Here is a 23894-nt window from a genome sequence, read left to right as displayed (position 1 = left end):
GAGAGGGTTAGGGAGAGGGCCGCTTTACCCTCTCCCCCAGCCCCTCTCCCATAAATGGGAGAGGGGAGCCATTCAGCGGAGCCCCTACCATGAGCCGCACCCCTGACACCTGGATTCTCACCGCTCATTGCCCGAGCGTGCTCGGCACCGTGGACGCGGTGACGCGCTTTCTCTTCGAACAGCGCTGCTACGTCACCGAGCATCACAGCTTCGATGATCGGTTGTCCTCGCGCTTCTTCATCCGTGTCGAATTCCGTCAGCCGCAGGATTTCGACGAGGCCGCCTTCCGTGCTGGTGTGGCCGAGCGCCTGGCGCCCTTCGACATGCAGGTCGAGCTTACCCCGCCTGGCTACCGCGCCAAGGTGGTGTTGATGGTATCCAAGGCCGATCATTGCCTGAACGATCTGCTCTATCGCCAGCGCATCGGCCAACTGGCCATGGACGTGGTGGCGGTGGTGTCCAACCACCCGGATCTCGAACCGCTGGCGCGCTGGCACGGCATTCCTTATCACCATCTCCCGCTCGATCCGGCCGACAAGCCGGCGCAAGAGCGCAAGGTACTGCAGGTGATCGAGGACACCGGCGCCGAACTGGTGGTGCTCGCCCGCTACATGCAGGTGCTCTCGCCCGAGCTGTGCCGCCGACTGGACGGCTGGGCAATCAATATCCACCACTCGTTGCTGCCCGGCTTCAAAGGCGCCAAGCCCTACCACCAGGCCTACCAGAAGGGCGTCAAGCTGGTCGGCGCCACGGCGCACTACATCAACAATGACCTCGACGAGGGGCCGATCATCGCCCAGGGCGTGGAGGCGGTGGATCATGCCCACTACCCCGAAGACCTGATCGCCAAGGGCCGCGACATCGAATGCCTGACCCTGGCCCGTGCCGTCGGCTACCACATCGACCGCCGTGTGTTCCTAAACGCCAACCGCACGGTGGTGCTCAACGCTTGAGGGCAATTGCAGCCGCGTAGGGTGGGCTTCAGCCCACAGGTCTTTTCGGTGGGCTAAAGCGGAACGCCGCCCGGCCCACCCTACGGTCGCTATTCGGTGCGCGCGCACCGGCAGTCAATGCAAGAACATCGGTGCGCATAGCGCACCCTACGGAACCCGCCCTGCCAAGTTTCAATGGCGGTTTCCGGCAACAGACGCAACAAGCTCCAGTGCAAGGCAGCGTGGCCAATCGGTCGCGTCTTGTGTCCACAACAAGAAAGGAGAGTTACGCATGTCTGGTAATCGTGGTGTGGTTTATCTCGGTACGGGCAAGGTCGAAGTGCAGAAGATCGACTACCCGAAAATGCAGGACCCGCGCGGCAAGAAGATCGAGCACGGGGTCATCCTCAAAGTCGTTTCCACCAATATCTGTGGCTCCGACCAGCACATGGTGCGTGGCCGTACCACTGCGCAGGTCGGCCTGGTGCTGGGCCATGAGATCACCGGCGAGGTGATCGAGAAGGGCCGCGACGTCGAGCGTTTGCAAATCGGTGATCTGGTCTCGGTACCCTTCAACGTCGCCTGTGGCCGTTGCCGCTCCTGCAAGGAGCAGCACACGGGTGTCTGCCTGACCGTCAACCCGGCGCGTGCCGGTGGCGCCTACGGCTACGTCGACATGGGCGACTGGACCGGTGGCCAGGCCGAATACGTGCTGGTGCCCTACGCCGACTTCAACCTGCTCAAGCTGCCGGATCGCGACAAGGCCATGGAAAAGATCCGTGACCTGACCTGCCTGTCCGACATCCTGCCCACCGGCTACCACGGCGCGGTCACTGCCGGTGTCGGACCGGGCAGCACGGTGTATATCGCTGGCGCGGGTCCGGTCGGTTTGGCCGCTGCCGCCTCGGCGCGCCTGCTGGGTGCTGCGGTGGTGATCGTCGGTGACGTGAATCCAACGCGCCTGGCTCATGCCAAGGCTCAGGGATTCGAAATCGCCGACCTGTCCAAGGACACCCCCTTGCACGAACAGATCGCCGATCTGCTGGGCGAGCCGGAAGTGGATTGCGCGGTCGATGCCGTGGGCTTCGAAGCGCGTGGCCACGGCCATGCCGGTGCCCAGCAGGAGGCGCCGGCCACGGTCCTCAACTCGCTGATGGGGGTCGTGCGCGTAGCCGGCAAGATCGGCATTCCCGGCCTCTACGTCACCGAAGATCCGGGCGCGGTGGATGCGGCGGCGAAGATCGGTAGCCTGAGCATTCGCTTCGGCCTCGGCTGGGCCAAGTCGCACAGCTTCCACACCGGCCAGACGCCGGTGATGAAGTACAACCGCGCGCTGATGCAGGCCATCATGTGGGATCGCATCAACATCGCCGAAGTGGTCGGTGTGCAGGTGATCAGCCTGGACGATGCGCCGCGTGGTTACGGCGAGTTCGATGCTGGCGTGCCGAAGAAATTCGTCATCGACCCGCACAAGACCTTCAGTGCGGCGTGACGGCGTGACCTGGGCTTAGTCCCAGGCCGCTACCTTTCTCGGCAAAGGCGCAGTTGTTGGTGTCGTCTTTCGGGAGCCTGCGGGCTCCCTTTTTGTTTGGTATGAGGTCATTCCGGGTTCGCCTTTTTCGCGGCTGAAGCCGCTCCTACCGCGGGGGCAGTGGTTACAGCCCGTACTTCTTCACCTTGTCGAACAGCGTGGTCTTGGCCAGGCCGAGTGCCTGCGCCGCCTGGCTGAGGTTGCCGGCGTGGCGCTCCAGGGCCGCACCCAGCAGGTTGCGTTCGAAGGCCTCCACGGCTTCGTTGAAGCCCAGCGCGTTGCTGTCGGTCTGGCCGCTTTTCTTGAACACAGGCAGGCCGAGGGCGAAGCGCTCGGCAACGTTACGCAGTTCGCGCACGTTGCCGGGCCAGTCGTGGGCGGTCAGCGCCGCCAGGGTGTGTCGATCCAGCTCCGGCACGCCGCGGTCGAAGCGCAGCGCCGCCAGTTGCAGGAAGTGTTCGAACAGCAGGGCGATGTCCTCGCGGCGTTCACGCAACGGTGGCAGCTCCAGAGTCACCACGTTGAGGCGGTAATACAGGTCGCTGCGAAACTCGCCGCGCTTGCCCAGCTCGCCGAGATCCGCCTTGGTTGCGGCGATCACCCGGCAGTCGACCGTGATCGACTGGTTCGAGCCAAGCCGCTCCAGGCTGTGCTCCTGCAACACGCGCAGCAGCTTGATCTGCAGGTTGATCGGCATGCTCTCGATCTCGTCGAGGAACAGGCTGCCTCCGTCGGCGTGTTCGATCTTGCCGATGCGGCGTTTGCCGGCGCCGGTGAAGGCATGCGCCTCGTGGCCGAAGATCTCGCTCTCGAACAGGCTTTCCGGCAGGCCGCCGCAATTGAGCGCGACGAACTGCTTATGCTGGCGTCGACTGAAATCGTGCAGGCAGCGGGCGATCAGCTCCTTGCCGGTACCGGTTTCGCCCTCGATCAGCACGTTGGCGTTGGTGTCCGCGACGTTGGCGATCAGTTCGCGCAACTGCTGCATGGCTGGCGAACGACCGATGATGCGCTGCTCCAGCGCCTGGCGCCCGGCCAGTTGGCGGCGCAGGGCGCTGACCTCGCGTGCCAGGCTGCGCTGCTCCAGAGCGCGGCGGGCGACGTCTACCAGGCGTTCGGGGGAGAAAGGTTTTTCCACGAAGTCATAGGCGCCGTCGCGCATCGCGCTGACCGCCATGCCGATATCGCCGTGGCCGGTGATCAGCACCACCGGCAGGCTTGCGTCGCGCTGCTTGAGGCGGGTGAGCAGCGCCAGACCATCGAGGCCGGGCAAGCGGATGTCGCTGACGACGATGCCGGCGAAGTCCGCATCGACCTGCGCCAGCGCTTCTTCGGCGCTGCTGACGCCGATGCTGGGGATGTCTTCCAGCGCCAGGGCCTGCTGGCAGCCGAGCAGCACATGGGGATCGTCTTCGACGATCAGGACGGTGAGGCGGTCGCTCATGCTTGTGGCTCTCGCGGGTAGGGCAGGCTGAGGACGAAGGCGGTGCCGCCCTCTTCGGGGTGGCGCACGGTGAGGCTGCCGCCGGCAGCGGCGGCGAGGCTGGCAGAAAGGGTCAGGCCGAGGCCCAGACCCTGTTCGCCCGGCTTGGTGGTGAAGAAGGGCTCGAACAGGTGCGCGCGGGTTTCCGGGGCGATACCGGGGCCATTGTCGCGCACCTCCAGTTGGTAATGCTCGGCCTCGCTGGCACCGCTCAGCCAGATCTGTCGGTCGGTCTGCGGCTGCAGGGCGTCGAGGGCGTTGCTGATCAGGTTGACCAGAATCTGCTCGAGGCGAATCTGCTCGATATTCAGGCACGTCTCGGTGAACGCGTGGTGGATCTGTACGCGGGTGCGCTGCAGGCGCGGATGCAACAGCAGCAGCGCCGCGTCCACCGCCTGCTGCAGCGACGCCTCGCCCTGGTCGCCGCTACGGCGGGCAAAGGCGCGCAGGCTGGCGGTGATCTTGCCCATGCGATCGACCAGCTCGGCGATGTTCTGCAAATTGCTGCTGGCAACATCCAGGGCGCCACGCTGGAGAAAACGCACGGCATTGGCGGAGAGGGTGCGCAGCGCCGCGAGAGGCTGGTTCAGTTCGTGGGCGATGCTGGTGGACATCTGCCCGATCACCGCCAGCTTGCCGGCTTGCACCAGCTCGTCCTGGGCCTGGCGCAGGGTTGTCTCAGCCTGCTGGCGCTCGCGCACCTCGGCTTGCAGGCGCTCGTTGCTGGCCTGCAGGTCGGCGGTGCGCTCGGTGATCTTGCGTTCCAGTTCGTCGTTGGCCGCCTGTAGTGCCTCGCGGGCGGCCAGGCGGGTGGCGATGACCTTGCGCCGCTCGTTCCAGGCGATCAGCAGAAAGGCCAGCAGGGCCGCCGCCACGGCCGCCAGCATGCCGTGGCTCATGGCCGCGCTGCGTTGTTCCTGCAGCGGGCTGAGCAGGGTCAGGTGCCAGGGTGTGTCTTCCAGGCGGCGCGTCTGCAGCAGATAGTTGGCGGGCACGCCGGCGGTGGCGAAGCTGACCTGTTCGATGCCTTCATCCAGCGGCGAGCGGTTGAACAGCTGCAGTTCTTCCAGCGCCGCCCAGTGATATTGCAGGCTGCGCGCCAGGCGCTCCTTGGTTGCATCGTCAAGCGGACGCACGGACTTCAGGCGCACCATCGGATCGCTGGCGAGGATGATGATGCCGTTCTCGTCGCTGACGTAGGCCTCCAGCAGCGCGCGTTGCCAGCGCTCCTCGAGGGCGTCGAGGCGCACCTTGACCACTGCCACGCCGATGATGCGCTGGCCCTCGCGCAGGCCATGTGCCAGGTAGTAGCCGGGCTCGCCGGTGGTGCTGCCGATGCCGTAGAAGCGGCCGGGGCGGCCCTTGATGGCGTCCTGGTAATAGGCGCGGAACGACAGGTCCTCGCCGAGGTAGCTGTCGGCCTCGTCCCAGTTGCTGGTAGCGATCACCCGGCCGTCCGGGTCGAGCACGTAGATGGCCAGGCTGCCACTGCGTTCGTTGAGGCCCTGCAGGTACATGTTGACGTGATGACGGCGGTAGGCCGTGGGCGCGAGTAGCAGGCGCGAGACGTTGCCTTCCAGTTCCAGCAGGCTGGGCAGGTAGGTGTACTTGGTGATTTCGCTTTCCACCGCGCGAGCGTTGAGCTCCAGCTGGCGCTCGCCGTTCTCGGCCAGCGCGCGGATGCCGGCGCGGTCGCTGATGTGATAGGCGGCGTAGCCGCAGCCGAGCACCAGCAGCAGGAACAGCAGAATCAGCGACAGGTGACGGAGCAGGCGCGGTTTCACGGTCAGATCGGCGCGAGAAGGGGCGGGCAGGCATTGCATCATAGTCCTCCCCAGACTGGCCAGATATGTGGATGTGTAGCCCGGATTGCATCCGGGCTACGTCAGGCGCGACAGGTCAGTGCTGGAGGATCTTCGCCAGGAACTGCTGGGCGCGCTCGGAGCGGGCGTTGATGTCGCCGAAGAACTCCTCCTTGGGGCAGTCCTCGACGATCTGCCCGGCGTCCATGAAGATCACCCGGTCGGCGACCTTGCGGGCGAAACCCATCTCGTGGGTCACGCACATCATGGTCATGCCTTCCTGGGCCAGCTGCACCATCACGTCGAGCACTTCGTTGACCATCTCCGGGTCGAGCGCCGAAGTCGGCTCGTCGAACAGCATTACCACCGGGTCCATGGCCAGGGCACGGGCAATGGCTACGCGCTGCTGCTGGCCGCCGGAGAGCTGACCAGGATGCTTGTGCGCATGGGCAGCCAGACCGACGCGATCGAGCAGGGCCAGGCCCTTCTTGGTGGCTTCTTCCTTGCTGCGGCCGAGCACCTTGATCTGCGCGATGGTCAGGTTTTCGGTGATGGTCAGGTGCGGGAACAGCTCGAAATGCTGGAACACCATGCCGACGCGCGAGCGCAGTTTGGGCAGGTTGGTCTTCTTGTCGGCGATGGAGGTGCCGTCGACGTTGATGTCGCCCTTCTGGAACGGCTCCAGCGCGTTGACGCACTTGATCAGGGTCGATTTGCCCGAGCCGGACGGTCCGCACACCACGACCACTTCGCCCTTCTTCACCTCGGTGCTGCAATCGGTCAGCACCTGGAAGTCCCCGTACCACTTGTTGACGTTCTGGATGGAAATCATACGGCTAACCTTTTTTGCAGAAGCTTGACCAGGCGCGAGGCGGCGAAGCTGATGGTGAAGTAGACCAGGCCGGCGAAGATCAGGAACTCATGGGGCTGGCCGATGATGTCGCCACGCGAGCGGGCGGCGTTGAGGAAGTCCATCAGGCCCACGGTGTACACCAGCGAGGTGTCCTGAAAGAGGATGATGCTCTGCTGCAGCAGCAGCGGCGTCATCTTGCGGAACGCCTGCGGCAGGATGATCAGGCGCATGCTCTGGCCGTAGCTCATGCCGAGCGCCTGGGAGGCACCCATCTGACCCTTGGGAATGGCCTGGATGCCGGCGCGGACGATCTCGCAGAAGTAGGCTGCCTCGAACATCACGAAGGCCACCAGGCAGGAGCTGAAGGCGCCCACCGGGGTGTCCTCGCCGGTGATCCAGCGCAGGATGAATGGCACCGCGAAGTAGAACCAGGTGATCACCAGCAGCAAAGGGATCGAGCGGAAGTAGTTGACGTAAGTGGCGGCGATGTTGGCCAGCAGCTTGCTGTGCGACAGACGCATCAGGGCCAGCAGAGTGCCCAGTGCCACCCCGCCGAGGATGCCCAGGGCCATCAGTTGCAGGGTCATCGCCATGCCGTCCCACAGGCCCGGCAGGGCGGGGATGATTTCGCTGAAATCCATCATTTACCCCCTACGGAGATCAGGCCGGGCACGGCAACCTTCTTCTCGATCATGCGCATGATCATCATCAGGCTCATGTTCAGGGTGAAGTAGATCAGCGTGGCCAGGGTGAAGGCCTCGAACAGATTGGCGCTGAATTCGGCGGTCTGCTTGGTCTGCGCCAGCAGCTCCATCAGGCCGATCAACGAGGCCACCGAAGAGTTCTTGAAGATGTTGAGAAACTCGCTGGTGAGCGGCGGAATGATGATGCGGAAGGCCTGCGGCAGCAGCACGTTGCGGTAGATCTGCGGCAGGCGGAAACCCATGGCGTAAGCGGCGGCAGTCTGCCCCTTGGGCAGCGCCTCGATGCCGGTGCGTACCTGTTCGCAGACCCGCGCGGCGGTGAACAGGCCGAGGCACACCACCACCGAGAGATAGGCCGAGGTGGCCGGGTTGAGATCCTGCTTGAACCACAGTTCCAGTGGTTCGGGCAGCAGGTCCGGCACCAGGAAGTACCAGAGGAACAGCTGCACCAGCAGCGGCACGTTACGGAAGATTTCCACGTAGGCGGTGGCCAGGCCAGACAGCCAGCGGTTCGGCAGGGTACGCATCACGCCGAGCAGCGAGCCCAGCGCCAGGGCGATGATCCAGCCGGCCAGGGCGATGGCGATGGTCCAGCCCAGGCCGGTGATGAACCAGTCCAGGTAGGTTTCGCTGCCGATGCCGGTGGACTTGAAGTAAATACCCCAGTCCCAGTTGTAATTCATTACAGATACCCTCTCGTGAGGACAGGATCTGCTGCGCGTCGGCCCTGCTGCGTTGCTACGACCAACGGGAGTAACAGCCGCAGGCTGGCCCGAAGGGTGAGCAACGCGAGTCAAGCGGCTTCAGCTCGCGAGATCCTGGGTACGGCGACGATGGCGAAGCGTAAGGCGGGCAACAGCTGCCCGTATCCGCCTGGGCGGACGGTCTCGGCTTCGTCAGGAATTAGGTAGGGGAAGCCGCTGGCTTCCCCGGAGTCCCCGCGCCGTCACGCCTTGTGAGCATGGCGGCGCATCACCGTCAGATCTGTTCTGCAGATTTGTCGGTCGGGTTGGCGATCAGCTTCTTCAGCTCGTCGCTCATGGGGAAATTCAGGTTCAGGCCCTTCGGCGGCACCGGCTGGAGGAACCATTTGGCATAGATGTCGTTGATCTCGCCGGAGGCGAAGGTGGCGCTGATGGCCTTGTCGACCACCTGCTTGAAGCCGGCATCGCCCTTGCGCACCATGCAGCCATAGATTTCGAAGGACTGCGGGGTACCGACCACGGCCCAGTCATCCGGCTTCTTGGCCTTGGCCATTTCGCCGGCGAGCAGGGCGTCGTCCATCATGAAGGCGACGGCGCGGTTGGATTCGAGCATCAGGAAGGACTCGCCGTGATCCTTGGCGGAAATCACGTTCATGCCCATCTTCTTCTCGGCGTTCATCGACTTGATCAGGCGCTCGGACGTGGTACCGGCGGTGGTCACCACGTTCTTGCCCTTGAGGTCTTCGAAATCGTTGATGCCGCTGGTCTTCTTGGCCAGCAGGCGGGTGCCCACCTCGAAGATGCCAACGGAGAAATCGACCTGCTGCTGGCGCTCGATGTTGTTGGTGGTGGAGCCGCATTCCAGGTCGACGGTGCCGTTCTGCACCAGCGGGATGCGGGTCTGCGAAGTGACCAGGTTGTAGCGTACCTTCAGGTCCGGCATGCCCAGTTCCTGCTTGATCGCCTCGACCACCTTCAGCTGCAGGTCATGGGAGTAGCCGATCGGCTGGCGCGAGTTGTCGCCGAAGTAGGAGAAGGGAATGGACGAGTCGCGGTGGCCCAGGGTGATGGTGCCGCTGTCCTTGATCTTCTTCAGGGTGCCGGTCAGTTCCGCAGCGGTTACCGGGGTGGAAAGGACGGCGGCGGCAATGGCCACGCTCAGTACACGGTGGAAGGTACGCATGAATCGAATCCTCGATGTTGTTGTTGTGATGGCGGGGTGCGCCACTTTGCTCATGGAAGGTCTATTGCATTCCTGCAGTGACTTGAGCAGGTTGTGTGCCAGCGTGTTCGAGGGCTTCGATAATTCGTTAAGTATTTGATTTGTATGAATTAAGTTTTTAACTTCAGGTTGTCTTCATTTGTTGCTCGTTCGCTCTTCCGACCAACGCGTGCGGGCGTATTCGGAAATCCGAACGATGCCCGGTTCGGTGCCGACGGTCAGTCGTGTTTTTCGCTGCGCAACTGCTCGATGCGTTTGTCCTTGGCCAGCCACAGGTCCGAAACCCAGTCCTGCACCTGCAGGCGGAAAACCGGGTCGTTCTCGTAATCGCCCTGACACAGCGCCGGGTCGAGTTCGAGTGTCTGAATATCCATGATCACCTTCGGCACCTGGCCGCTGAGCAGTGCCCAGAACCCTGGCACCTGCCTGCCGGGATACACCAGCGTCACGTCCAGCACGGCGTCGATCTGTTCACCCAGCGTCGCGAGTACGAACGCCACGCCGCCGGCCTTGGGCTTGAGCAGGTAGCGGTAGGGCGACTCCTGCTGCGCCTGCTTGGCCGCAGTGAAACGGGTGCCTTCGAGATAGTTGACCACGGTGACCGGCAGGCGCTTGAACTTCTCGCAGGCAGCCTTGGTGATCTCCAGATCCTTGCCCTTCATGTGCGGGTTCTTGTCCAGGAACGCCTTGGAGTAACGCTTCATGAAGGGGTAATCGAGCGCCCAGAAGGCCAGGCCGAGAAAGGGCACCCAGATCAGTTGCTGCTTGAGGAAGAACTTGAAGTAGGGCGTCCTGCGGTTGAAGGCCTGCACCAGGGCGGGAATGTCGACCCAGGACTGGTGATTGCTGATCACCAGGTAGGAGCGGTCTCTGCGCATCTCGGCGTTGCCGCGGATGTCCCAGTGTGTCGGCGTCAGCAGGGCGAAGATGCGTTTGCAGTTCTCCGCCCAAAATTCGGCCACCCACATCACCCCGCGCGAACAGGTGTCGCGGGCGCTTTGTCCGGGCAAGACGAGCTTGGCGAGGGCGATCAGCAGCAACGGGCCGATCAGGATCAGGGTGTTGGCGAGCAGCAGGACGATGTTGGCAAGGCCGGTCAGCAGAGGGCGCATGTCGACTCCATGGCGGGCAGTGAGCGGCCATCTTATGCAAGCACGGCATTTTGCTCAAAGCTCCCCCCACTGGCCTATTGCCAGATCAGCGTCTATAAGCCAATGATCGTCACCACGGGACATCCCGCCCACGGAAGGCGCTTCAACCTGCCGGTATGCACCATGCTCAAACGGATCGCCGTCGCTGATCTACGCGTCGGAATGTTCATCCAGGAGTTCTGCGGCTCCTGGATGGATCATCCCTTCTGGAAGTCCAAGTTTGTCCTCAACTCCGAAAAAGACCTCGCTCGTATTCGCGATAGTGCGATCACCGAGTTGTGGATCGACGTCAGCAAGGGCAGCGATGTCGCCGTTGGCGTGAAGGCCGCCACAGAAGCCGAGGTCGAGTGCGAAGCCGAGGCGCGGTTACTGGCCGCTATCGAGCCGCCCAAGGTCAAGGCGCTGTCGATGGAGCAGGAGCTGGAGCAGGCCGTGAAGCTCTGCGCGCGCTCCAAGCAGGCGGTGATGGACATGTTCTGTGATGCGCGCATGGGCCAGGCGCTGCAGTTCGAGCAGGCCGAATCGCTGGTCGAGGAAATTTCCGAGTCGGTGATGCGCCACCCCAATGCCTTGATCAGCCTGGCACGGCTCAAGCACAGCAATGAATACACCTACATGCACTCGGTCGCGGTGTGCGCGCTGATGATCGCCCTGGCACGCCAGCTCGGCCTGCCCGAAGCGGCTGTGCGCGAGGCCGGGCTGGCCGGTTTGCTGCACGATATCGGCAAGATGGCCGTACCGCAGGAGCTGCTGGACAAGCCCGGCAAGCTCACCGACAACGAGTTCGCCAAGGTGCGCAAGCATCCGGAGGAGGGCGGCGGCATTCTGATCGCCAGCAAACAGGTCAGTGCGTTGGTCCTCGACGTGTGCCTGCATCACCACGAGAAGGTCGATGGCAGCGGTTATCCACACCGCCTGCAGGGCGAGCAGATCAGCCTGATGGCGAAAATGGGCGCGGTCTGCGACGTTTACGATGCCATCACCTCCAACCGTCCCTACAAACAGGGCTGGGACCCGGCCGAGTCGATCCGCAAGATGGCCGAGTGGAAGGGGCATTTCGACGAGCTGGTGTTCCAGGCCTTCGTCAAGACCGTCGGCATCTACCCGGTCGGCGCGCTGGTGCGTTTGCAGAGTGGACGCCTGGCGGTAGTCATGGAGCAGAATCCCAAGGCGCTGCTGGCGCCCAGGGTCAAGGTGTTCTTCTCGGCCAAGTCACGTTTGCCGTTGCCGCAGAGCGTCGTCGATCTGAGCAAGATCACCGATCAGGACCGCATCGTCGGGCGTGAGTCGGCCGAAGAGTGGGGCTTTGAGCGGCTCGACGAGTTGTGGAGTGGGATGGATCTGGAGGGGCGCGGCCGCTGAGGCTGCTCTGCAAAAGCCATCTGTCGTCACTCCCGCGAAGGCGTGAGCCCAGATGCTTCGCAGATTTTGGATACCCGCTTGCGCGGGCATGACGATTTTTTCAGTGTTTCCCTGACGGCGTGCGGAAACCTCAGGTTAAAAAATAGCGCTTGCACGCAGCATGTTGTAACGCTTCTGGTGGAACGCGGCAGGCGCCTGGCAGTCGTAGGTTCGGTCACAGCAAACGAGAGGACCTGACCTTGAAATACGCTCTGCTCCTGCTGGCCGCCGCCATCAGTCTGCCGACCATGGCCGATGAACAACCGGACCTTTACGGCCGTTACGAACTGATCAAGCTCCCTGCTCTGGGCCAGACCCTCAAGGCCAAGATGGACACCGGCGCAATGACCGCGTCGCTATCGGCCAAGGACATCGAACCCTTCAAGCGCGACGGCGAAGACTGGGTACGCTTCCGCCTGGCCGTCGATGGCGCCGAGGATACGGTTTACGAACACCCGCTGGTGCGCATCGCCGAGATCAAGAAGCGCGCTGAAGAGAGTGACGCCGAAATCAAGGAAGTCGCCTACTCGCAGCGTCCGGTGATCGAGATGCCGATCTGCCTGGGCGAAGAGGAACGCACCATCGAAGTCAACCTGACGGATCGCAGCACCTTCAGCTATCCGCTGCTGATCGGTGCCAGCGCCATGCGCGATCTTGGTGCAGCCGTGGACCCGGCCGAGCGTTACACCCGCGATCGTCCCCAATGCTGAGTTAATTGTCGCATTTCGGAAAAGGCTGATACTCATTGGCCATTACACTCGTCGAGAGTGCCCAGTATCGACTTCCTTGCCCCCAGGGGTGTTGGACCTAGCGCCACTCAGTTGAGCCTCAATGCACCGCACACGTAGGAGCGGCGCTCCGCCGCGAACCCAGGCGGAGCGGACTCGAGAAGCTTCGCCCCGGGGCGGGGCTCCTACCAACGGCTACTTTGGGAACCTCATCTGATCGGCGTTAGCGTCGGGCCTGCTTTTTGCTATATGCAATTCTTTGCCAGGCCTGTAGGCCCTTTAGGTCGTTGAGGTGTCGCTATGACGGGAGTACTCAAGCCGGGTGTACGGCTGCTGCAGCGTTTCAGTTTTGCCCACAAGTTTCAGCTGGTGTTCCTGTTGTTCGCGCTTCCGCTCGGATACGCGTTGTGGGTCATCAGCAGTGATTACTTGTCACGTCTGCAGTCCGTGGACTTCGAGGTGGAAGGTGCGCAAGCGCTGGAGCGCATGGCGCAGGTGCAGCATGAGCTGATTGCCCAGCGCACCCTGCTGGCGCGTTGGAAAGGCACCGAGAATGCCGCGCAGGGGCTGCTGCAGCAGCGCGAGGCCAGGCTCGACGAGGCTTTGCAGCAGGCCGCCGAGCCGCTGCAGAGCGAGCTGATCAGTGATCAGGCGCGCCAGCATTTCCAGGCCCTGCAGGGTGAGCGCGACGGTCTGCGAGCTGCTGGGCTGACCAAGGTTCCCTTGCCCGATGCACTGGAGCGCTACCAGAAGGCGCTGTTGTACCTGATCGCCCTGCGCGAGCAGGTGGCGACCGACAGCACCCTGATTCTCGATCCGCGCCTCGACACCTACCTGATGATGGAGCAGATCACCTACGTCATGCCGCGGCTGCTCGAGCAGCTTGGCACCTTCGCCGCTCAGGGTCATGGCGCCGTGGTTTCGCAGCATTTCACCCTGCAGAGCCGGGTGCTGATCCGCGACCTGCGCCGCAGCCTCGACGAGCAGCGGGCGCAACTGGTCAAGGCGCAGATCACCCTGTCACGCGAGGCGCCGCAGGCCATGCGCCAGCTGAGCGCGCCCTTTGACGCCTCGCTCAAGGCATTCGACGACTTCCTCACCCAGATCGATCGCGACATGTTCGAAGCCAGCCCGATGGCGCTCACGCCCGAGCAGTTCGTGCAGCGCGTCGAGGCGCTGGAGAGCCAGCTGCAGGGCCTGCAGCAAGCGCTCTATCAGCAGTTCAGCGCCAGCCTCGGTCATTACCGGCAGCAGGCGCTGCACTCGATGATCGAGGTGATCGGCGCCTTCATCGTGCTGACCCTGCTGGCGATGTACGTACTGATATGCCTGAACGCCTCGATCCGCATCAGTACCAGCAACATTATCGAAGCCGCGCGTGGTCTGCGTGACGGCGACCTGCGCGTGCGCATGGAGGTCAACGGCCGTGACGACCTGGCCGCCATCGCCCAGGCGCTGAATACTGCGGTCGAGCAGATGCGCGACTCGCTGCAGGGCGTCAACCGCGAAAGCCAGCAACTGGACAGCACGGTGCAATTGCTCGGTGGTCAGGCGCGTGATGCGCTGGACGCCGTCGAGCAGCAGCAGGCGCAGATGAGCCAGATCGCCACCGCCGCGACGCAGATGGCCGCCACCGCGCAGAGCGTGGCGCAAAGCTGCGAGCAGGCAGCGGTGGAAGCGCAGCAGACACGCGAGGTGGCGTTGAGCAGCAACCAGCGCAGTGAGCGCACCAGCGCCAGCATGCGCCACCTCAGCAGCCGTCTCGGCGACAGCGCCGCTGCGTTGCAGCAACTGCGTGATCAGACCCAGCAGATCAACCGCGTGGTCGAGGTGATCAAGGGCATTGCCGAGCAGACCAACCTGCTGGCACTCAATGCCGCCATCGAGGCGGCGCGCGCGGGCGAGGCCGGTCGAGGCTTTGCCGTGGTTGCCGACGAAGTGCGCTCGCTGTCCAAGCGCACCCAGGACTCGACCCAGGAAATCGCCCAGACCGTGGACAACCTGCAGCGCGTGGTTGGTCAGTCGGTCACCCTGATGGAAGAAGCCTGCAGCCAGGCCGACGGCGACATCGGCAGCGTGCTGGCCATGGGTGATGAATTGCAGAACATCGTCGACTCGGTGCAGCGCGTCAGCGACCGCCTGGCGCAGATCGCCACGGCTGCCGAGCAGCAGGCGGCCACCGCCGATGAGGTCAGTGGCAATATCCAGCAGGTCGATCAGGCCGCCGGACAACTGCTCGATGGCGCCCAGGCCGTGAGCAGCGCCGCCGAGCAACTGCGCCGAGGCAGCGAAGGGCTGGCGCAGAATACTGGACGATTCAGCCTCGAGTGAGGCTGACCGCGGCGGCCAACTCTGCTAAAAACGGATAACAACAAAAGGAGTCGTCAGCATGAAAACCGCCGCAGAAGTTCTTCGCAATAAAGCCCATGCCTACGTTTACAGCGTCGACCGTGAGGATTCGCTGCTCGACGGTTTGCGTGTGCTGGCCGAAAAGGGTGTCGGGGCACTGGTGGTGCTCTCCGGCGGGCGCCTGGTAGGCATCGTCAGCGAGCGTGACTACGTGCGCAAGGTAGCGCTGGCCGAGCGTTCGCTGCTCAACACCAAGATCAGTGAAATCATGACCAGCGACGTCATCAGCGTCGGCCCGCGTGACAGCGTGCAGTACTGCATGGAGCTGATGACCGAGCGCCGCCTGCGTCACCTGCCGGTGCTGGCCGAGGGCGAACTGATTGGCCTGCTGTCCATCGGTGACCTGGTCAAGGAAACCATTGCCGAACAGGCCGACCTGATCCGTCAGCTGGAGCAGTACATCCGCGGCGAGATTCCCTGAGCGCGTGGCCCGGATGCAATCCGGGGAACGAATGGCACGATTTCCCGGATTGGGCTCCAGGTGAGCGAAAACCTTGCGGGAGGCGCTTTCGACTCTGGCATCCTGCTTCGTTCTACCTTCTGCATCCATGCAGTCGCAGCGGCGCTGTCGCGTAGGGCGGGTGTAACCCGCCAACCTCCGCTGACGGCTTGCCCCCTTCCTACGTTATCGCCTGCTTGACGCATGATCCGGCCCCCGGCAGTCTGCCGCCGTTGCCCAACAGGTGCAGGACGCCCGATGCCGCAGATACTCATAGTCGAAGACGAAGCCGCGATTGCCGATACGCTGGTCTATGCCCTGCAGGCCGAAGGCTTCGTCACACACTGGTCGAGCCTGGGCGGCGAGGCGCTGACGCTACTGGAAAACGGCACCTTCGACCTGGCGATTCTCGATGTCGGCCTGCCCGATATCAGCGGCTTCGAACTGTGCAAGCGCCTGCGCCGCTTCTCCGAGGTGCCGGTGATCTTCCTCACCGCACGCAGCGAGGAGATCGACCGCGTGGTGGGCCTGGAAATCGGCGCCGACGACTACGTGGTCAAACCCTTCAGCCCGCGTGAGGTGGCCGCTCGGGTCAAGGCCATCCTCAAGCGCGTGGCGCCGCGAGAAGCACCAGCAGCCAGCGCGCCAAGCACCTTTCAGATCGACGATGCCGCCTTTCGCATTCACTACCATGGCCAAGCCCTGAGCCTGACCCGCCACGAATTTCGCCTGCTGCGCACGCTGCTCGGTCAGCCACGCCGGGTCTATTCGCGCGAGCAATTGCTCGATGCCCTCGGCGTGGCCAGCGAGGCCGGCTACGAGCGCAACATCGACAGCCATATCAAGAGTGTGCGCGCCAAACTGCGCGCCATCGCCCCGAGCGAAGAGCCGATCCAGACCCATCGCGGGCTGGGCTACAGTTTCGAACCGGAGGCCTGAGTCATGCCACTGGGCGTGCGCATCTTCCTCGTCTACTTCCTCTTTGTTGGCCTGGCCGGCTGGTTCGTGCTGAGCACGGTGATGGACGAGATTCGCCCCGGCGTACGCCAGAGCACCGAGGAAACCCTGGTCGATACCGCCAACCTGCTGGCCGAGATCCTGCGCGACGAGGTCAAGGCCGGCACCCTCGGCCAAGGCCGTCTGCACGAAGCGCTGGAAGCCTATGGCCGGCGCCAGCCGCAGGCCAGCATCTGGGGGCTGACCAAGGCCGAGGTCAACCACCGCATCTACGTCACCGACGCCCAGGGCATCGTCCTGCTCGACTCCACAGGCCTGGCGGTCGGCCAGGATTATTCGCGCTGGAACGATGTGCTGCTGACCCTGCGCGGCCAGTACGGCGCCCGCTCGACCCGCGAAGACCCGGACGATCCCGACTCTTCGGTGATGTATGTCGCCGCGCCGATCAAGGACGGCGAGCGAATCATCGGCGTGGTCTCGGTGGCCAAACCCAACCGCACCCTGCAGCCCTATATCGAGCGCTCGCAAACGCGTCTTGGCTGGCTCGGTGCCGGGTTGATCGGCCTTGGCCTGTTGATTGGTGCGGGGCTGTCCTGGTGGCTCAGCGCCGCACTGGGCAAGCTCACTCGCTACGCCCAGGCTGTCAGCGAGGGCCAACGCGCCGAGATGCCCACTGTGCGCGGCGGCGAACTGGGGCAACTGGCCAAGGCGGTGGAGCGTATGCGCACCGAGCTGGAAGGCAAGGCCTACGTCGAGCGCTACGTGCACACCCTGACCCACGAGCTGAAGAGCCCGCTGGCGGCCATCCGCGGCGCCGCCGAACTGCTCGACGGCGACATGCCGGTCGAGCAGCGCCAGCGGTTCGTGGCCAATATCCAGCAGGAAAGCGCGCGCCTGCAGAACCTGATCGAACGCCTGCTGCACCTGGCTCAAGTGGAGCAGCGTCAAGGTCTGGAAGAGCGCGTGGCAGTGCCGCTGGCGCCGCTGGTGGGCGAGCTGCTGCAAGCGCAGCAGGCGCGTATCACCGCCGCCAACCTGCAGATCGAACAGGTTGTGCCAGCAGGCCTCAGCCTGCGCGGCGAGCGCTTCCTGCTACGCCAGGCACTGGCCAACCTGCTGGACAACGCCCTCGACTTCACTCCGCCCGGCGGGCGTATCCGCATCGCCGCCGAGCGCGATGGCGAGCGTATCGTCCTGCGCCTGTTCAACCAGGGCGAAGCCATCCCCGACTACGCCCTGGCGCGCCTGACTGAGCGCTTCTACTCCTTGGCCCGTCCCAACAGCGGCCGCAAGAGCACCGGGCTGGGCCTGAACTTCGTCCAAGAGGTGGCCGAGCTGCATGGCGGCGAGCTGCGCATCGGCAATGTCGAGGGCGGCGTGGAGGTCATCCTGCAGCTGCCGGGCGCTTGATCTGGTGCGTGTTGTCAGCTTTCCAGCAAAGGCAGCGTGACGGGCAAGCGCAGCAGCTCAACCTGCCACCAGGTCGGCAGCAGTTTGCGTACTTCGGGGCGGGCGAAGCGGTCGTCGATCAGGTAGAGCACGCCCTGGTCTTCCGGCGTGCGGATCACCCGGCCGGCGGCTTGCACGACCTTTTGCAAGCCGGGGTAGAGGTAGGTGTAGTCGTAGCCATTGCCGAACAGAGCGTCCATGCGTTGGCGGATTTCTTCGTTGATCGGGTTGAGCTGGGCCAGGCCGAGGGTGGCGACGAAGGCGCCGATCAGGCGTTCGCCGGGTAGATCCACACCTTCGCCGAATACGCCACCGAGCACGGCGAAGCCGATGCCGCGTCCGCCGATCTGGAAGCGTTCGATAAAGCCCTGACGCGCCGCTTCGTCCATCTGCCGGGACTGCGTCCATACCGGGATCTGCGGGTGGTCGCGGCGCAGCTCCTGCAGTACCTGTTCCAGATATTGATAGCTGCTGAAGAACGCCAGGTAGTTGCCCGGGCGTTCGGCGTACTGGCGCGCCATCAATTGGCAGATCGGCGCCAGCGAGGCGTCGCGGTGCTGGTAGCGGGTCGACAGGTTACGCACCACCTGCACGTGTAGTTGCTCGGCGCTGAACGGCGAGGCGACGTCCAGGCACTGGGTCTCTTCCGGCAGGCCGAGAAGGTCGAGGTAGTAAGGGTTGGGGCTGAGAGTAGCGGAGAACAGCGTGGCACTGTGGGCGTCCTCAAAGCGTGGGCCGAGGAAGGGCGCCGGCAGGATATTGCGGATGCACAGGGTCGAATAACTTCGCCCGTTGCCGGCCTCGATGCGGTTGATGTCGAACAGCGAATGTGCGCCGAAGCTTTCCGCCAGGCGGCAGAACAGCATGGCGTCCAGGTAGAAACTGAGCAGCTCGCCGCCATTGCCTTCGGGCTGGTCGGTAAGCAGGTCGGTGATGGCACTGACCGCCTTGCCCAGCGCGGCGAGCAGCAAGTCCGGCGCCAGCGGGTAGACCTGGTAGGGCACCTGCTGCTCGCGGTGCAGTTGATCCCAGTGGCGGTCGACCCGTTCCAGCACGCTTTTCAGGCGCTTCGGCGCTTCGCGACACATGGCTTTGAAGCGCGCCTGATCCAGCTCGGCGCTGTACATGCCGCGCCCGCGTTCCACCAGGTTGTGCGCTTCGTCCACCAGCAGGCAGACGCGCCACTGGTTGATCAGGGTGAGGCTGTGCAGCAGGGCGCCGAGGTCGAAGTAGTAGTTGTAGTCGCACACCACCACGTCGCTCCAGCGGCACAGCTCCTGGCTCAGGTAGTAGGGGCACACGCCGTGGGCGATGGCGATATTGCGCACGGCCTGCTGATCCAGCCAGCGTTCCTTGAGCGCCGCACTGCGCGCTGCCGGCAGGCGGTCGTAGAAGCCCTTGGCCAGCGGGCAGGAGTCGCCATGGCAGGCCTTACTCGGGTGTTCGCAGGCCTTGTCGCGGGCCACATGTTCCAGCACGCGCAGCGGCGTTTCTGGTTCGCGCAGGCGTTGCAGGGCATCCAGTGCCAGGCGCCGGCCCGGCGTCTTGGCGCTCAAGAAGAACAGGCGGTCGAGCTGCTGGCCGGGCATGGCCTTGAGCTGCGGGAACAGGGTGCCAAGAGTCTTGCCGATGCCGGTGGTGGCCTGCGCCAGCAGGTAATGGCCGTCACGCGCAGCGCGATACACAGCCTCGGCCAGTTGTCGCTGGCCATGGCGAAATTCGCCGTAGGGAAACTCCAGCACCTCCAATGCCTGGTTGCGAGCCTGCTGATGCGCCTGTTCCTGCCGCGCCCAATCGATATAGCGGCGGCAGTGCAGGGCGAAGAATTCACCCAGCGACGCGGCGCTGTGGCGCTCGCGGAATACCGTTTCTTGCTGGGTCATGACGTTGAAGTACACCACCGCCAGATCCAGTTCCTCGAAGCCCAGTTCCTGGCACAGCAGCCAACCGTAGATCTTCACCTGCGCCCAGTGCAGCAGGCGGTGGTTGGCCGGGATGCGCGAGATGTCGCCGCGGTGGGTCTTGATCTCTTCCAGCAGGCGAAACTCGGGGTCGAAGCCATCAGCGCGGCCACTGACCGTCAGCCCCTCGAACTGGCCGATCAGTGGCAGCTCGGCAACGTAATCCGGGCCGCGCCGGCTCACCACCGTGGCGTGCCCGGCCATGCCCTCCTGCGCGGTGGGTGAGGGGGTGAAGCGCAGGTCGAGATCACCCTCCTTGGCGGTGAACTCGCACAGCTCGCGCACGGCGATGCGCAGGCTCAATCGCTCCACTCCACGTAGCACACGCTGACCGGCATGCCGTGCTCGGCGCAGAAGGCCAGCCAGCGTTTCTGGTTGTCCTGCAGGCGGTCGCCCGGGCCTTTCACCTCGATCATTCGGTAGCGGCCCTCGGCCGGCCAGAACTGGATCAGGTCGGGCATGCCGGCGCGGTTTTCGCGGATATCGGCCAGCAGGCGGCGAAACCAGGCGCCCAGGTGCGCCGGTGGCAGGCAGGCCAGCGCCTGTTCCAGGCGTTCGGTATCGAGCAGCTCCCAGAACACGAAGGGCGACTGGATGCCGAATTTCTCGGTGTGGGTGCGGCGCATGGTCTCGAGGTAGCTGCCGTCCTCCAGACGTGCCAGACAGGCGGCGAACAGCTCGGCGCGGCGGGCGTGAAAGTCGGCGCGGTGCAGATCCACCGGGCCGGTATGGAAGGGATGGAAGAAGGCGCCGGGCAGCGGGGCGAAGATCGCCTCCCAGCAGAGCAGGCCGAACAGCCCGCAGATCAATGTGTTCTCCACGTAATGCACGGACGCATCCGGCTCGGTCAGGTGCATGGCCACGGCCAGCTCGACGCTGGCGGCGCGCGGCAGGCACAGGTCGAGGCGATCCTCGACAAGTTTCGCCGCCTTGGCTACTGGCGGCAGGCCGAGGCGTTTGCGCAGGCGCGTGCGTGCCCGTTCGGCCAGTTGCGGCTCTTCGGCATTGTGCGGCGCTTTGAGCACCTGCTCGGCCAGGACCAGCGCTTCGGCATCCTGACCCAGGCGCTCCAGCACGCGGATCTGCCGTTGCCGTGAGCCCACCGCGCGGGTGTCGCGGTACAGCGCTAACGCCGACTCAAGTTCACCGGCGCGTTCCAGGTGTTGCGCCAGTTGCAGCAGCAGGCGCTGGTGGCGTTCGCCGATATGCGGGCTGTCGCTGCAGAAATCGCCGAGCTGCTGCAGCACCTCGGCAACCGCCATGCCCGCCTCGAAGGCCTCACGGCAGGTGCGCAGGTGCAGGTAGTCGTCGACGTCCTGGCGATGGCGAAAGCCGCGCGAACCTGGGGTGATCGGAACTTGCTCGTAACGGAAAATGCCCAGGTCGGCGAGCACGAACTCCGACCAGTCCTGCGCCAGGTTGCCGAAGAACATCAGGCGCAGGCGGTCGCACAGCGGGCCGATGGCCAGGCTCAGCAGGCGCTCGTCCAGGTGCGGGCACCAGTCGGCCAGGCTGCGGGGTTCGCTGTGCAGCTCGCGCAGATGGTCGAGCACTTCGCTCTTCTTCAGGTTGCTGCGTGGCAGATCGCTGGCGAAATGCGCGGCCAGTTCGTCCTTGAGCAGCAGGGCGCCGAGTTCGTCGAAGCTCAGTGCGGCGCAGTCGATCAGCCAGCCCAGTTCCAGCAGCGGAGCGGCAGCGGTCGGGATGTCGCCGATCTCGGCATAGCGCAGTTTGCTGACACGAAAGTGCACACCCTTGCGCATCACCAGACGTACCAGCAGCGCCTGGGCGGGCAGTGGCACCTGGGGGAAGTCCGCGACGAAGGCGTGCTCGACGTCATCCATCAGGTCACGGTGATGGGCGTCGAGCCAGGCGAGGGCCTTGCGGAAATTGGCCAAGTAATAGAGTTCGGGAGCGTCGAGGCTGAGCATGCTGCAAAGTTTCACTGGTTTTTTATACAGATGCTAGTGCCGTTCACCGGCTGGAGTACTGAGGTGGATGGAAGGCGAGGGCGGCATTGTTCTGCTGCCTGTGGCAACTATCTGTCTGATCGATAAGCGCTTTTTCAGGTATCGATGGCGTCGATTGTCACTATCCCGAGATGTGCCTTTTGCCGTTCTGGGGCGTGCGTAACATGGCAACCGTAGCCAGTTACTCACCCCTCTCAGGAGAACGAACATGAAAAAGCAAATCCTCGCCAGCCTCGTCATCGCCGCCCTGTCCGCCAGTGCTTTCGCCCTGCCGCAGATCAACGCTCAACAGTCTGCAGCCCCTGTAGTCGCTGAAGATGGCGCAGATCGTGTCGGCGTGAATCGTGTAGCCGAAGGCGGTGCCGAACGTACTCTGGAGCGTTTCCGCGTAGCTGAAGATGGTGCTGATCGCGTTGGTCCGAACCGTGTTGCCGAAGGTGGTGCTGACCGCGTGGGCCTGAACCGCGTAGCTGAAGGTGGTGCTGACCGCGTGGGCCTGAATCGCGTAGCTGAAGGTGGTGCTGATCGCGTTGGTCCGAACCGCGTAGCCGAAGGTGGTGCTGACCGCGTAGGCCTGAACCGTGTAGCCGAAGATGGTGCCGACCGCGTAGGTGCCAGCCGTATCAGCTGATCCGGATATCCATCACGCGGGAGCAGTCTTATGCCGCATTGCAGTTAGAAAGGGCGCCCTGAATCGGCGCCCTTTCTCTTTCACCCATTCTCCACACAATCTCCACGCTCGCCCCATACGCCTCCCACCGCCCTTGCCCAGACTCTGCCGTACCTTCACTCGCTACGGAGAGCCGTACCATGACCCGTTCCCTGGGCTTCAAGCTGGGCGCCATTGCCCTGCTGATTCTGCTACTGATGATTCCCCTGCTGATGATCGATGGCCTGGTCGACGAGCGCCAAGGCCTGCGCCATGAGGTGCTGCAGGATATCGCCCGCAGCTCCAGCTACCGCCAGCAGATCACCGGGCCGATCCTGGTGCTGCCGTATATCAAGACCACCCATGAGTGGAAGACCAACGAGAAGACCGGTGAGCGCTATAGCGAAGAGCGTCAGCGTCGCGGTCGCCTGTACTTCCTTCCGGAGCGCTTCGTGCTTGAAGGTCAGGTGGGTACCGAGCTGCGTGCCCGTGGCATCTATGAAGCGCGCCTGTACCGCAGTGACAGCCAGGTCAGCGGCCAATTCCGCCTGCCGGCGCGCCTGGGACTGGGTGACGAGCTGGGCTTCTACCGCTTCGAGAAACCCTTCCTCTCGGTCGGCATCAGCGATATCCGTGGCATCAGCAACGACCTGCAACTGCGTCTGAATGGCCAGACCCTGAGCTTCGCGCCGGGCAGTGCTGACGATAACTTCGGCGCCGGTGTGCATGCACCGCTCCCGGCTCTGGATGCCCAGGGTGGGCAGACACTGGAGTTCGCCTTCGACCTCAAGCTGCAGGGCACCGAGCAATTGTCGATCGTGCCGGTCGGGCGTGATAGCCGGGTCAACTTGACCTCCGACTGGCCGCACCCGAGCTTCGTCGGCGAATACCTGCCGAGCCGCCGCGAAATCTCTGACAAGGGCTTCAGCGCCGAATGGCAGACCAGCTTCTTCGCCACCAATCTGGAAGAGGCATTGCGCGGCTGCGTGGGGGCTGACCGTTGCCAGGATCTGTTCGGGCGCAACTTCGGGGTGAGTTTCGTCGACCCGGTGGATCAGTACCTGAAGACCGATCGCGCAATCAAATATGCGCTGCTGTTCATCGCCCTGACCTTCGCCACCTTCTTCCTCTTCGAAGTGCTCAAGCGCCTGGCTGTGCACCCGGTGCAGTACGCGCTGGTCGGCCTGTCGCTGGCGCTGTTCTACCTGCTGCTGTTGTCGCTCTCCGAGCATCTGGACTTCGCCTTGGCCTATGCGTTGTCAGCCAGCGCTTGCGTCGGCCTTATCGGTTTCTACGTCAGCTTCGTGCTCCACAGCTGGCGGCGCGGGTTGGGCTTCGGCAGCCTGCTGGCCGCTCTGTACGCCATGCTCTACGGCCTGCTCAATGCCGAAGACTACGCCTTGCTGATGGGCTCGCTGCTGGTGTTCGGCGTACTCGGCAGCGTGATGGTGCTGACCCGCAAACTGGATTGGTACGGCGTCGGTCGCAGCGCTCCGCAAGCCTGAATCCAATCGGCGCGGCGAGTGTCGCGCCCCTTCTCTGGAGGTGA

19 protein-coding genes are annotated in these 23894 nt (G+C 63.9%); 10 read left to right on the top strand and 9 right to left on the bottom strand.

All coding sequences use genetic code 11. The features are described from left to right. Positions 1-89 precede the first annotated feature (89 nt). Both purU and fdhA read left to right on the top strand, forming a co-directional pair. Positions 90-953, top strand: a complete 864-nt coding sequence (gene purU, locus JWV26_RS07670) for a formyltetrahydrofolate deformylase (RefSeq protein ID WP_072424936.1) — start codon at positions 90-92, stop codon at positions 951-953. A gap of 271 nt (positions 954-1224) precedes the next feature. Beyond that, complete coding sequence (fdhA, locus tag JWV26_RS07665) at positions 1225-2424, top strand: formaldehyde dehydrogenase, glutathione-independent (protein ID WP_021490386.1); 1200 nt, start codon at positions 1225-1227, stop codon at positions 2422-2424. A 163-nt stretch (positions 2425-2587) separates the two neighbouring features. Here the strand turns inward: fdhA and aauR are convergent, their stop codons facing one another. The 7 genes from aauR to JWV26_RS07630 all read right to left on the bottom strand — a co-directional run bounded on the left by aauR (position 2588) and on the right by JWV26_RS07630 (position 10343). Then, positions 2588-3907, bottom strand: a complete 1320-nt coding sequence (gene aauR / locus JWV26_RS07660; protein WP_072424937.1) for a two-component response regulator AauR — start codon at positions 3905-3907, stop codon at positions 2588-2590. After that, the gene (locus JWV26_RS07655; RefSeq protein ID WP_206418752.1) at positions 3904-5772 is read right to left on the bottom strand and encodes a sensor histidine kinase; all 1869 of its coding nucleotides are present in this window, start codon (positions 5770-5772) and stop codon (positions 3904-3906) included. Before JWV26_RS07655 ends, aauR begins: the two co-directional genes overlap by 4 nt. A 73-nt stretch (positions 5773-5845) precedes the next feature. Beyond that, on the bottom strand, positions 5846-6580 hold the full coding sequence (locus tag JWV26_RS07650; RefSeq protein WP_017675811.1) for an amino acid ABC transporter ATP-binding protein: 735 nt from the start codon (positions 6578-6580) through the stop codon (positions 5846-5848). Continuing rightward, complete coding sequence (locus tag JWV26_RS07645) at positions 6577-7245, bottom strand: amino acid ABC transporter permease (RefSeq protein ID WP_162843951.1); 669 nt, start codon at positions 7243-7245, stop codon at positions 6577-6579. The genes JWV26_RS07650 and JWV26_RS07645 overlap by 4 nt, the downstream gene beginning before the upstream one ends. Next, positions 7242-7988, bottom strand: coding sequence for an amino acid ABC transporter permease (locus JWV26_RS07640; protein WP_072424940.1), 747 nt, complete (start codon positions 7986-7988; stop codon positions 7242-7244). The genes JWV26_RS07645 and JWV26_RS07640 overlap by 4 nt, the downstream gene beginning before the upstream one ends. Before the next feature lie 295 nt (positions 7989-8283). Beyond that, positions 8284-9192 (bottom strand): glutamate/aspartate ABC transporter substrate-binding protein, encoded by a 909-nt coding sequence (locus tag JWV26_RS07635; RefSeq protein WP_021490383.1) that lies wholly within the window; start codon positions 9190-9192, stop codon positions 8284-8286. Positions 9193-9449: 257 nt separating this feature from the next. Beyond that, the gene (locus JWV26_RS07630) at positions 9450-10343 is read right to left on the bottom strand and encodes an acyltransferase (RefSeq protein ID WP_206418751.1); all 894 of its coding nucleotides are present in this window, start codon (positions 10341-10343) and stop codon (positions 9450-9452) included. A 162-nt stretch (positions 10344-10505) separates the two neighbouring features. Here JWV26_RS07630 and JWV26_RS07625 point away from each other — a divergent pair, with 162 nt between their 5' ends. From JWV26_RS07625 to creC, 6 genes are all read left to right on the top strand, one after another. Then, positions 10506-11744 carry an HD-GYP domain-containing protein gene (locus tag JWV26_RS07625; protein ID WP_021490381.1) on the top strand — a complete coding sequence of 413 codons (1239 nt, stop codon included), beginning with the start codon at positions 10506-10508 and terminating at the stop codon, positions 11742-11744. 239 nt (positions 11745-11983) lie between these two features. After that, complete coding sequence (rloA2, locus tag JWV26_RS07620; RefSeq protein ID WP_017675804.1) at positions 11984-12493, top strand: retropepsin-like aspartic peptidase RloA2; 510 nt, start codon at positions 11984-11986, stop codon at positions 12491-12493. A gap of 318 nt (positions 12494-12811) precedes the next feature. After that, positions 12812-14842, top strand: coding sequence for a methyl-accepting chemotaxis protein (locus JWV26_RS07615; protein WP_206418750.1), 2031 nt, complete (start codon positions 12812-12814; stop codon positions 14840-14842). 58 nt (positions 14843-14900) lie between these two features. Then, entirely contained in the window at positions 14901-15341 is a 441-nt protein-coding gene (locus JWV26_RS07610; RefSeq protein WP_017675802.1) for a CBS domain-containing protein, read from the top strand. 276 nt (positions 15342-15617) lie between these two features. Continuing rightward, positions 15618-16298 (top strand): two-component system response regulator CreB, encoded by a 681-nt coding sequence (creB, locus tag JWV26_RS07605; protein WP_074917378.1) that lies wholly within the window; start codon positions 15618-15620, stop codon positions 16296-16298. A gap of 3 nt (positions 16299-16301) precedes the next feature. Beyond that, a complete protein-coding gene (creC, locus tag JWV26_RS07600; RefSeq protein ID WP_072424946.1) occupies positions 16302-17726 on the top strand; it encodes a two-component system sensor histidine kinase CreC in 1425 nt (474 codons plus the stop codon). A 14-nt stretch (positions 17727-17740) separates the two neighbouring features. On the opposite strand, the gene JWV26_RS07595 is transcribed toward creC, so the two are convergent. Together JWV26_RS07595 and JWV26_RS07590 are read right to left on the bottom strand one after the other, a co-directional pair. Further along, on the bottom strand, positions 17741-20029 hold the full coding sequence (locus tag JWV26_RS07595) for an ATP-dependent DNA helicase (RefSeq protein WP_206418749.1): 2289 nt from the start codon (positions 20027-20029) through the stop codon (positions 17741-17743). Beyond that, positions 20026-21657 carry a VRR-NUC domain-containing protein gene (locus tag JWV26_RS07590; protein ID WP_206418748.1) on the bottom strand — a complete coding sequence of 544 codons (1632 nt, stop codon included), beginning with the start codon at positions 21655-21657 and terminating at the stop codon, positions 20026-20028. Before JWV26_RS07590 ends, JWV26_RS07595 begins: the two co-directional genes overlap by 4 nt. 247 nt (positions 21658-21904) lie before the next feature. Between JWV26_RS07590 and JWV26_RS07585 the strand changes: the two genes are divergently transcribed. Continuing rightward, positions 21905-22327 carry a phage infection protein gene (locus JWV26_RS07585; protein ID WP_206418747.1) on the top strand — a complete coding sequence of 141 codons (423 nt, stop codon included), beginning with the start codon at positions 21905-21907 and terminating at the stop codon, positions 22325-22327. A gap of 179 nt (positions 22328-22506) precedes the next feature. Beyond that, positions 22507-23850: a cell envelope integrity protein CreD gene (creD, locus tag JWV26_RS07580; RefSeq protein ID WP_206418746.1), complete on the top strand. Its 1344-nt coding sequence runs from the start codon at positions 22507-22509 to the stop codon at positions 23848-23850. The last annotated feature ends 44 nt before the right edge of the window (positions 23851-23894 follow it).

The organism is Ectopseudomonas toyotomiensis (assembly GCF_017167985.1).
In the GTDB taxonomy this organism is placed as follows: Bacteria; Pseudomonadota; Gammaproteobacteria; order Pseudomonadales; family Pseudomonadaceae; genus Aquipseudomonas; species Aquipseudomonas toyotomiensis.
The sequence above is the reverse complement of the archived record's forward strand: the minus strand, read 5'-3'. Positions and strand labels throughout refer to the sequence as shown.